Source organism: Micromonospora halophytica (assembly GCF_900090245.1).
In the GTDB taxonomy this organism is placed as follows: Bacteria; Actinomycetota; Actinomycetes; order Mycobacteriales; family Micromonosporaceae; genus Micromonospora; species Micromonospora halophytica.
In genome coordinates this window covers 1-8949 of sequence record NZ_FMDN01000048.1, presented here as the reverse complement: position 1 = coordinate 8949, position 8949 = coordinate 1, and the positions used below count along the sequence as shown (strand labels likewise).

Sequence of the window (8949 nt, the reverse complement as noted above, 5' to 3'; positions counted from 1 at the left end):
ATGCTGCCCGGGGTGCGGACAGCGGGCGGTGCGCGTGAAGCAGTGGGCCACGACCCGGCCGCGGGACCTGCCGGTCGCCGGGCGGCCGGTGCGGCTGCGCTGGCGCAAACGACGCTGGTTCTGCCCGACGCCGGCCTGTCCGCGCAGGTCGTTCACGGAGCAGGTCGCCCAGGTTCCGGCCCGTTCGCGGCTGACTACCCGGTTGCGGCAGGCGGCCGGGGCGGCGGTCGCCGACGCGGGTCGCACGATCGTGCAGGCTGCCCGCGACCACGGCATCTCGTGGCCGATCGTCGCGGCCGCGTTCACCACCCACGCCACCGCAGTGCTGCCGGCCGAGCCGGAGCCGGTCGCGGTGCTCGGCATCGACGAGGTCCGCCGGGGCAAGCCGCACTGGCGCTGGGATGAGCAGGCCGCCTCGTGGACCACGAACGCGGACCGGTGGCACGTCGGCTTCGTGGATCTGTCCGGCGGCCAAGGGCTACTCGCGCAGGTCGAAGGCCGCACCACCGCCGCGGTCACCGGCTGACCGCCCGCCCACCCGCCTGGCGCGAGCAGATCCGCGCGGTGGCGATCGACATGTGCACCGTGTTCAAAGCCGCGATCCGGCAAGTGCTGCCACACGCACTGCTGGTCGTGGACCACTTCCACATCGTGCAACTGGCCAACCGAGCCGTCACCGAGGTCCGCCGACGCATGACGCTGACTCAACGCGGACGCCGTGGCCGCAACAGCGACCCCGAATGGCGGATGCGCAACCGGCTGACCCGCTCCGCGGCCCGCATGCCCGGCAAGCACGTCGACCGCCTGACCGACACCCTCGAAGCACTACCCGCCAAGATCGGCGCCCCGATCCTCGACGCGTGGAACGCCAAGGAAGACCTCCTCGACCTGCTCGCGACCGCCCGCACCCACCCGAACCGCGAACACGTCCACCAGCTGCTACGCCGCTTCTACACCCGCTGCGCCGCCACCGACCTGCCCGAACTGCACCGACTCGCCACCACCATCGAGACCTGGTGGCCACAGATCCTCGCGTTCATGCGCACCGGGATCACCAACGCCGGATCGGAAGGAACCAACCGGGTCATCAAGACCGTCGCCCGCGACGCCTACGGCTTCCGCAACCCCAAAAACCAGCGCCTACGCACCCGCACCGCGACCACCCGACGCCACCGCGGACACCTCAACCCCGCTTAACTTCGAAGAGCCGTCATCGTCGGTCCCCGGTAAGCCGGGCGCGGAGGGCGGCCACCAGGACGAGAGCGGTACGCGGCTCGCCGCCCCGGGCCGCGCGCCCGTCTGGCCGGAGTTCCACGCCGGTCAGCTCGATCCATTCCAGGCCGGGGTGGTCGAGGCCAGCGGATGGGTCGGTGAGCTGTAGTCGTAGCGTCCCGGTGCCGTAGCAGTAGTCCGCCTCGCTGACCTCGACCAGGTCACCCACTGTCAGCAGCGGTGCGGGTACCTGTCGGGTCATCGCCGGCCCCCGTTCGCCCGGTACGCCTGCCCGCGCGTGATGAGGTTCGCCGCGCCCACCCAGTGCACGGCCGTGGGACCGTCCCACAGGTGGCGGCGCGGCGCGGGCAGCGGCGGGATCGCCGGAGGTGGCTGACGCACCGGTACGGCGGCGTGCCGGTCCGGGCACGGCCAGCGCAGCCCGCAGATGCAGTACCGACCCCACCGCGACCAGTCCCGCCGGTGCCGTGGTGCAACCGGTACCGCCGTTTTCCTCTTGCCCATCTGCCCTGTTCCTTCCTCGCGCCTGTTCACACTCTGCTGGGGACACGACTACGGTCGGAAGGTGGTGCGGGTCCTCACCAGCGGGTGTGCCAGTGGGCCGAGCTGCGGTGGTGGGTGTTGGTGAGGGGTGGATGGACTGTGGTGGAGGTGTGATGGTCAACGGCGGCATGTCGACGTTGGAGTTCCTCGGCGCGGAGCTACGTCGTGCCCGCAAGGAGCGAGGGCTGAGCCAGGACGATCTGGCCCAGCGGATCAGCTACTCGTCGTCGCTGGTGGGCATGGTGGAGATCGGCCACCGGACGCCGTCACAGGACTTCATCACCCGGGCCGACGCGGCGCTGGAGGCCAGCGGTCTCTTCGAACGGCTGCTCACCTTTGTCCGCGCCGACGCCGCGCCGCCGTGGTTCCGCGAATGGATCAGCGTGGAGAGGGAGGCGACCCTGATCCGCTGGTTCGAGCCGTCGCTCATCCCAGGCTTATTGCAGACGGAAACGTATGGCCGGGCCGTGCTTCGCGGCGGCGGCATGCTGCGGGACAGCGAGATTGAGCAGCGCATCACTGCGCGGATGGAGCGGCAGTCCGTGCTGGACCGGGAGCAGCCGCCGGAGTTTATTGCGGTGGTCGACGAAGCGGTGCTACGCCGGGCGGGTCGGTGAGCCGGCTGTGATGATCGAGCAGTTCGAACATCTGCTCCGGATCACTGAGCTGCCACATGTCAACCTGCATGTGGTTCCCGCCGATGTGGGCATGCACGCAGGGCTGGCGGGTGCGTTCATCCTGGCCAGAACCCCCGACGGTGGTGAGGTGGCGCACTTGGACACCCCGCTGCGTGCGCACGTGACCGATCGTCCTGATGACGTTGATAGCCTTCAGCGTAGGTGGGAGAACCTGCGGGGCGAGGCGCTTCCCCGTCGGGCGTCGCGGGATCTGATCAAGGAGTTGGCGAAGTCATGGATCTGAGCGGCGCGGTCTGGCGTAAGTCGACCCGCAGCGACAACGGCGGTGCCACCTGCGTGGAGGTGGCGACTAATCTGCCGGGTGTGGTCGGGGTGCGAGACAGCAAGGACCGCCAGGGGCCGGTACTCACCTTCGCTCCCGAGGCGTGGACGGCCTTCGCCGATGGCGTTTCCTCCAGCCGCCTCACCAGCCGCCGCTGACCCGCCGGAACTTGCGAACGTCGAGCGTCCCGACGACGTCGACAGCTCCGGCGCAGGTGCAAGAACCTGTGTGGCCAGGCACTTCCCGTCGGGCATCGCGGGATCTGATCAAGGAGTTGGCGAAGTCATGGACCTGACCGGCGCGGTCTGGCGTAAGTCCACCCGCAGCGACAACGGCGGCTCCACCTGTGTCGAGGTGGCGACGAATCTGCCGGGTGTGGTCGGGGTGCGGGACAGCAAGGACCGCCAGGGGCCGGCACTGACCTTCTCCCCGGATGCCTGGACGGGCTTCGTGCGGGGTGCCCGCTCGGGCAGCCTCCCCAGCCGTCCCTGACCTCCCCCGCTCCCCGCGAACTCGGACACCTCAGCCGGCAGATCTTGGCGACTTGTCGTTCGTAGCTGACGAGAACTCGCCAAGATCTGCAGGCGTGCAGGCGTGCAGGCGTGCAGGCGTGCAGGCGGGCGGCACGGCATGGGTGTCAGACGCGTCCATCCGGCGACCCGGGGCGCCTCCGCGAGTGGTCTGTCGCACGTACGGTCCGTCTCGACGGCACCTCCTGGGCGATGCTCGCCGGATGGACGCACTGACCCGGCGTAACGCCCCGTGGACCGCGTCGCTGGCCCTCGACCTCCTGCCCGACACGAACGGGCCGCGGATCGAGGTCCTGCGCGGTGCCGTCGTCGTCTCACCCGACGGTGACTACCGGCAACGAGCCGTCCAGCGGGAACTGACCCACCGGGTCGCTCAGGCCGCGCGACGCTGCGGCTTGTGGGCGTACCGATCGGTGAACATCGTCGCCGGGCACGACCTCTTCATCCCGCACCTGGCGGTCCTACGACGGCCGGGGCGCGGCGAGCTGGCTGTCCCCGTGACGGAAGCGGTGTTGCTGGCCGAGATCACCTCACCCCGGATGACAGTCGAGCCGTTCGACCGGGTGGCCGAGTACCGCGCCTCGGCGGTGCCGTTCCACCTGCACGTCGACCTGCGAGACGGTGGCGTCGACGTGGTGCTGTCGAAGCTCAGTGACGGCGCGTACGAGCCGACGGTGTCGGCAGCGGCCGGCACCACGTTCGTCATGCGGGAGCCCTTCGCGCTGTCGTTCGACCCGGCCGACCTGCTCGACGACGAGGACGCGCAGGACCCGGACACCGAGGGCTGAGGCTCCCAGCGGGCCCTCAGGCACGCCGGGGCAGAATGGCCCGGTGACCACACGCCGCGACCTCGTCCTGCTCGGCTCCACCGGATCGATCGGCACCCAGGCCATCGACATCGTGCAGCGCAACCCGGACCGGTTCCGGGTGGTGGCGCTCGGCGCCGGTGGCGGCAACGTGCAACTGCTCGCCGCGCAGGCCCTCGAACTGGGCGTCGAGGCGGTCGGGGTGGCGAAGTCCACCGCCGCGCAGGACCTCCAGCTCGCCTTCTACGCCGAGGCGAGCCGGCGCGGCTGGGCCACCGGGGACTTCAAGCTGCCGAAGATCGTCGCCGGGCCGGACGCGATGACCGAGCTGGCCCAGTGGCCCTGCGACGTCGTACTCAACGGGGTGGTGGGGTCGCTGGGGCTCGCGCCGACCCTCGCGGCGCTGCGTGCGGGTCGTACCCTCGCCCTGGCGAACAAGGAGTCGCTGGTGGCCGGCGGCCCGCTGGTGAAGGCCGCGGTGACGCGGCCGGGGCAGATCGTCCCCGTCGACTCCGAGCACTCGGCGCTGGCGCAGTGCCTGCGCGGCGGCACCCGTGGCGAGGTGCGCCGGCTGGTGGTCACCGCCAGCGGCGGGCCGTTCCGGGGCCGGCGGCGCGACGAGTTGACCCAGGTCACGCCGGAACAGGCGCTGGCACACCCCACCTGGAACATGGGGCCGGTCGTCACGATCAACTCCGCCACCATGGTCAACAAGGCGCTGGAGGTGATCGAGGCGCACGAACTCTTCGACGTCCCCTACGCCGACATCACGGTGATGGTGCACCCGCAGTCGGTGATCCACTCGATGGTCGAGTTCACCGACGGCTCCACGATCGCCCAGGCCAGCCCGCCGGACATGCGGCTACCGATCGCGCTCGGTCTCGGCTGGCCGGACCGGGTGCCGGACGCCGCCGCCGCCGTCGACTGGACGAAGGCCCACACCTGGGAGTTCGCGCCGCTGGACGACGAGGCGTTCCCGGCGGTGGCGCTGGCCAAGGCCGCCGGGGAGACCGGCCGCTGCCGCCCGGCGATCTACAACGCGGCCAACGAGGAGTGCGTCGCGGCGTTCGTCGCCGGCCGGCTGCCCTTCCTCGGCATCGTCGACACCCTCCGTCGGGTGCTGGACGAGGCACCCGATTTCGGCGAACCAGGTACCGTCGAGGACGTGCTCGCGGCCGAGTCGTGGGCACGCGCGCACGCGCAGGAGATCATCTCGGGGTCGGGGAAGGAAGCCTGATGCTGTATCTGCTCGGGGTGGTGGTGATCGCCCTGGCCATCCTCGTCTCGGTGAGCCTGCACGAGGCGGGGCACATGCTGACCGCCAAGGCGTTCGGGATGAAGGTCACCCGGTACTTCGTCGGCTTCGGCCCGACGATCTTCTCGTTCAAGCGCGGCGAGACCGAGTACGGCCTGAAGGCCATCCCGCTCGGCGGGTTCTGCAAGATCGTCGGCATGACGCCGCAGGACGACGACGTCGAGCCGGGCGACGAGCACCGGGCCATGTGGCGCTACCCGGTCTGGAAGCGGACGATCGTGATGTCCGCCGGCTCGGTCGTCCATTTCGCCCTCGCCGCGATCGCGATCTGGCTCGCGGCGATGTTCATGGGCATGCCGAACAAGGCCATCCCGAACCCGCTGCCGGCGCACGTCAAGGTCGTCGACTGCATCCTGCCCGACGGCGCGCAGCGCGAGTGCGCCCCGGGCGACCCGGCGAGCCCCGCCAAGCAGGCCGGCCTGCGCGACGACGACAAGATCCTCGCGGTGAACGGCGTCGCGATCGTCGACTACGCCGCGCTGACCAGGACGGCCCGTGAGCTGCCCCCGGGGCAGCCGGCCACCATCCGGTACGAGCGCGACGGCGTGACCGGCGAACTCCAGGTCACCCCGGCCGCCGTGCAGCGCAAGCCGCTGGACGACCCGAACGGGCCCGCGAAGACCGTCTCCGTGGTCGGGGTGGTCGGCCCGTCGCTGCCGCCGGGCGTCCCGGCCACCGTCACGTACGGCCCGGTCGAGGCGATCCCGGCCACCGCCGGCTACACCAAGGACCTGGCCGTCGGCACGTACGAGGCGATGAAGCGGATCCCGGAGAAGGTGCCCGCCCTCTGGGAGGCGGTCACCGGTGGCGAGCGGGACAAGGACACCCCGATCAGCGTGGTCGGCGCCAGCCGGCTCGGCGGCGAGGCGCTGGAGAACGGCGTCTGGCAGATGCTGGTCCTGCTGTTCATCTCGCTGAACTTCTTCGTCGGGGTGTTCAACCTGCTGCCGCTACTGCCCCTGGACGGCGGCCACATCGCCATCGCCTGGTTCGAACGGGCCCGCTCCTGGCTGTACGGTCTGCTCGGCCGTCAGGACCCGGGCCGGGTCGACTACCTGAAGCTCATGCCCGTCACGTACGCGGTGATCCTGGTCGGTGGGGCCTTCACGCTGCTCACCGCCACCGCGGACATCATCAACCCGATCACGCTCTTCTCAAGGTGAGTGCCTGAAGTGACCGCTGTCAGTCTCGGTATGCCCGCCGTACCGCCCCCGCCGCTCGCCCCGCGCCGGGCCAGCCGCCAGATCATGGTCGGCTCGGTGCCGGTCGGTGGGGGTGCCCCGGTCTCGGTGCAGTCGATGACCACCACCCTCACCTCCGACGTCAACGCCACCCTCCAGCAGATCGCCGAGCTGACCGCCTCCGGCTGCCAGATCGTCCGGGTCGCCGTGCCCAGCCAGGACGACGTGGAGGCGCTGCCCGCGATCGCGCGCAAGTCGCAGATCCCGGTGATCGCCGACATCCACTTCCAGCCGAGGTACGTCTTCGCCGCGATCGACGCGGGCTGCGCCGCCGTCCGGGTCAACCCGGGCAACATCCGGCAGTTCGACGACAAGGTGAAGGAGATCGCCAAGGCGGCCGGCGACGCGGGCGTGCCGATCCGGATCGGCGTCAACGCCGGCTCGCTGGACAAGCGGCTGCTCGCCAAGTACGGCAAGGCCACCGCCGAGGCGCTGGTCGAGTCGGCGCTCTGGGAGTGCTCGCTCTTCGAGGAGCACGGCTTCCGCGACATCAAGATCTCGGTCAAGCACAACGACCCGGTGGTCATGATCCGGGCGTACCGGCAGCTCGCCGAGCAGTGCGACTACCCGCTGCACCTGGGCGTCACCGAGGCCGGCCCGGCGTTCCAGGGCACCATCAAGTCGGCGGTCGCCTTCGGCGCGCTGCTGGCCGAGGGGATCGGCGACACCATCCGGGTCTCGCTGTCGGCCCCGCCGGTGGAGGAGATCAAGGTCGGCACCCAGATCCTGGAGTCGCTGGGTCTGCGTGAGCGGGGCCTGGAGATCGTCTCCTGCCCGTCCTGCGGCCGGGCCCAGGTGGACGTCTACAAGCTCGCCGAGGAGGTCACCGCCGGCCTGGAAGGGCTGCCGGTGCCGCTGCGGGTGGCCGTGATGGGCTGCGTGGTGAACGGTCCGGGCGAGGCCCGCGAGGCCGACCTCGGGGTGGCGTCCGGCAACGGCAAGGGCCAGATCTTCGTCAAGGGCCAGGTCATCAAGACCGTGCCCGAGGCGCAGATCGTGGAGACCCTGATCGAGGAGGCGCTCCGGCTCGCCGACGAGATGGGCGCGGAGATCCCCGAGGAGCTGCGCGACCTGGTCCCGCGGGCCACTGTCACCGTCCACTGACGGCCGGAGCCGGTAGTCCTGACAACGGTACGGGCGGTCGTCCCCGGCGGGGATGACCGCCCGCTGCCGTCGCGGCGGTCCTGCGACGTCCGCCTCGATCCGGACGGCCGACGGTGGCGCTGCCGGCACCCGCCGATCAGGCCGGCGACGTCGGGCGGGGCACCGCGGCGAAGCCGGACAGGGTGAACCAGCCGGGCAGGGCCCGGCGGAGCGTCTCCGGACCGGACACCTGCACGACGCCGCCGCGCAGCGCCTCCGGCCAGGTCAGGTCACCCCGCCAGACCTCCACCAGCCCACGCAGGCTCCCCGTCACCGTCACCGCAACCGCGTGGCCCGGGTCGGCGTCGCACACGTCGGCCTCGCCGCCGGTGATGACCAGCCACCAGTCACGAAGGTCGGCCGGGACGTCGCGGAAGCGGAAGTGGACGACGGTACGCCCGTCGGGGACGGCGGCGTGGTCGACGTTGCGGTGCATGTCCCACAGCAGCAGCTTCGGGTCGAGGTCCTCGTCGCCCAACTCGCCCACCCAGCGGATGCCCCAGGCGCCGAGCGCCTCCACCACCGGGCGCAGCTCGTGTCCGGCCCGGGTCAGCACGTACCGCACGTCGTTGCCCACGACGTGTCGCTGCACGACCCCGGCCCGCACGAGCTGGTGCAGCCGCCGCGACAGCAGGCTGGGCGACATCCTCGGCAGGCCCCGACGTAGCTCGTTGAACCGCTGGGAACCACTCACCAGCTCCCGGACGACGAGCAGCGTCCAGCGTTCGTCGAGCAGTTCCATGGCCTTCGCGACAGGGCAGAACTGACGGTACGAGGAGCCCATGGCCTGCACGCTATGCCGCCGTCGCAAGGGTGAACAGGACGCCGAGCCGGCGGTACAGATCTCGTACTAGACGAGTAGTTCCGAAGTCAGGGGTCGATGTGTGGGCATGAAGAGAGGGCATCCAAGATCATGTTGTGACGCAAGACCTGGATACCCTCTTGACCGCACTGTACGTGAAGATCGACGACTGCATCCGCACGCCCCGGTGGCGCGGCAGGCCGCCGCTGCTCACTGACTCCGAACTGGTCTGCCTGGCCGTGGCGCAGGTCCTGCTCGGTGCCCGTTCGGAGGCGCACTGGATCCGTTACGCCCGTATTCATCTGGCCGGCATGTTCCCGTACCTGCCCCAGCGCCCCGGATACAACAAGCGGCTCCGCGCCGCGCTGCCGTTGAT

10 protein-coding genes and 2 pseudogenes are annotated in these 8949 nt (G+C 70.6%); 10 read left to right on the top strand and 2 right to left on the bottom strand.

Going from position 1 to position 8949, the window contains the following annotated elements; translation table 11 throughout:
* Positions 1–1197, top strand: a pseudogene (locus GA0070560_RS30195) (ISL3 family transposase); the annotation flags it as partial.
* 13 nt (positions 1198–1210) lie between these two features.
* Here GA0070560_RS30195 and GA0070560_RS27750 read toward each other — a convergent pair.
* Positions 1211–1474 (bottom strand): hypothetical protein, encoded by a 264-nt coding sequence (locus tag GA0070560_RS27750; RefSeq protein ID WP_139131631.1) that lies wholly within the window; start codon positions 1472–1474, stop codon positions 1211–1213.
* Between the two features lie 415 nt (positions 1475–1889).
* On the opposite strand from GA0070560_RS27750, the gene GA0070560_RS27745 reads away from it, so the two are divergent.
* The 8 genes from GA0070560_RS27745 to ispG all read left to right on the top strand — a co-directional run bounded on the left by GA0070560_RS27745 (position 1890) and on the right by ispG (position 7732).
* Positions 1890–2393, top strand: coding sequence for a helix-turn-helix domain-containing protein (locus GA0070560_RS27745; RefSeq protein WP_245675766.1), 504 nt, complete (start codon positions 1890–1892; stop codon positions 2391–2393).
* A gap of 10 nt (positions 2394–2403) precedes the next feature.
* Positions 2404–2697, top strand: a complete 294-nt coding sequence (locus tag GA0070560_RS27740; RefSeq protein ID WP_139131628.1) for a Scr1 family TA system antitoxin-like transcriptional regulator — start codon at positions 2404–2406, stop codon at positions 2695–2697.
* Positions 2688–2894, top strand: coding sequence for a DUF397 domain-containing protein (locus GA0070560_RS27735; RefSeq protein ID WP_091303056.1), 207 nt, complete (start codon positions 2688–2690; stop codon positions 2892–2894). Before GA0070560_RS27740 ends, GA0070560_RS27735 begins: the two co-directional genes overlap by 10 nt.
* 127 nt (positions 2895–3021) lie before the next feature.
* Positions 3022–3228, top strand: a complete 207-nt coding sequence (locus GA0070560_RS27730; protein WP_091303055.1) for a DUF397 domain-containing protein — start codon at positions 3022–3024, stop codon at positions 3226–3228.
* A gap of 241 nt (positions 3229–3469) precedes the next feature.
* A complete protein-coding gene (locus GA0070560_RS27725; RefSeq protein WP_170839617.1) occupies positions 3470–4054 on the top strand; it encodes a Uma2 family endonuclease in 585 nt (194 codons plus the stop codon).
* Between the two features lie 43 nt (positions 4055–4097).
* Entirely contained in the window at positions 4098–5309 is a 1212-nt protein-coding gene (gene dxr / locus GA0070560_RS27720; RefSeq protein ID WP_091303051.1) for a 1-deoxy-D-xylulose-5-phosphate reductoisomerase, read from the top strand.
* Positions 5309–6550 carry a M50 family metallopeptidase gene (locus GA0070560_RS27715; protein WP_091303049.1) on the top strand — a complete coding sequence of 414 codons (1242 nt, stop codon included), beginning with the start codon at positions 5309–5311 and terminating at the stop codon, positions 6548–6550. Before dxr ends, GA0070560_RS27715 begins: the two co-directional genes overlap by 1 nt.
* Positions 6551–6559: 9 nt before the next feature.
* Positions 6560–7732, top strand: a complete 1173-nt coding sequence (ispG, locus tag GA0070560_RS27710) for a flavodoxin-dependent (E)-4-hydroxy-3-methylbut-2-enyl-diphosphate synthase (protein ID WP_091303047.1) — start codon at positions 6560–6562, stop codon at positions 7730–7732.
* A 136-nt stretch (positions 7733–7868) separates the two neighbouring features.
* Here the strand turns inward: ispG and GA0070560_RS27705 are convergent, their stop codons facing one another.
* Positions 7869–8555, bottom strand: a complete 687-nt coding sequence (locus GA0070560_RS27705; protein ID WP_091303045.1) for a winged helix-turn-helix transcriptional regulator — start codon at positions 8553–8555, stop codon at positions 7869–7871.
* A 134-nt stretch (positions 8556–8689) separates the two neighbouring features.
* On the opposite strand from GA0070560_RS27705, the pseudogene GA0070560_RS27700 reads away from it, so the two are divergent.
* Positions 8690–8949: pseudogene (locus GA0070560_RS27700) on the top strand (IS982 family transposase); the annotation flags it as partial.

What these genes read in the sequence shown, in the direction of transcription:
- GA0070560_RS27715 (WP_091303049.1), top strand. Translation starts at nt 5,309, where the DNA reads ATGCTGTATCTGCTCGGGGTGGTGGTGATCGCCCTGGCCATCCTCGTC.
- GA0070560_RS27750 (WP_139131631.1), bottom strand. Translation starts at nt 1,474, where the DNA reads ATGACCCGACAGGTACCCGCACCGCTGCTGACAGTGGGTGACCTGGTC.
- GA0070560_RS27735 (WP_091303056.1), top strand. Translation starts at nt 2,688, where the DNA reads ATGGATCTGAGCGGCGCGGTCTGGCGTAAGTCGACCCGCAGCGACAAC.
- GA0070560_RS27740 (WP_139131628.1), top strand. Translation starts at nt 2,404, where the DNA reads ATGATCGAGCAGTTCGAACATCTGCTCCGGATCACTGAGCTGCCACAT.
- GA0070560_RS27730 (WP_091303055.1), top strand. Translation starts at nt 3,022, where the DNA reads ATGGACCTGACCGGCGCGGTCTGGCGTAAGTCCACCCGCAGCGACAAC.
- GA0070560_RS27745 (WP_245675766.1), top strand. Translation starts at nt 1,890, where the DNA reads ATGGTCAACGGCGGCATGTCGACGTTGGAGTTCCTCGGCGCGGAGCTA.
- GA0070560_RS27725 (WP_170839617.1), top strand. Translation starts at nt 3,470, where the DNA reads ATGGACGCACTGACCCGGCGTAACGCCCCGTGGACCGCGTCGCTGGCC.
- GA0070560_RS27705 (WP_091303045.1), bottom strand. Translation starts at nt 8,555, where the DNA reads ATGGGCTCCTCGTACCGTCAGTTCTGCCCTGTCGCGAAGGCCATGGAA.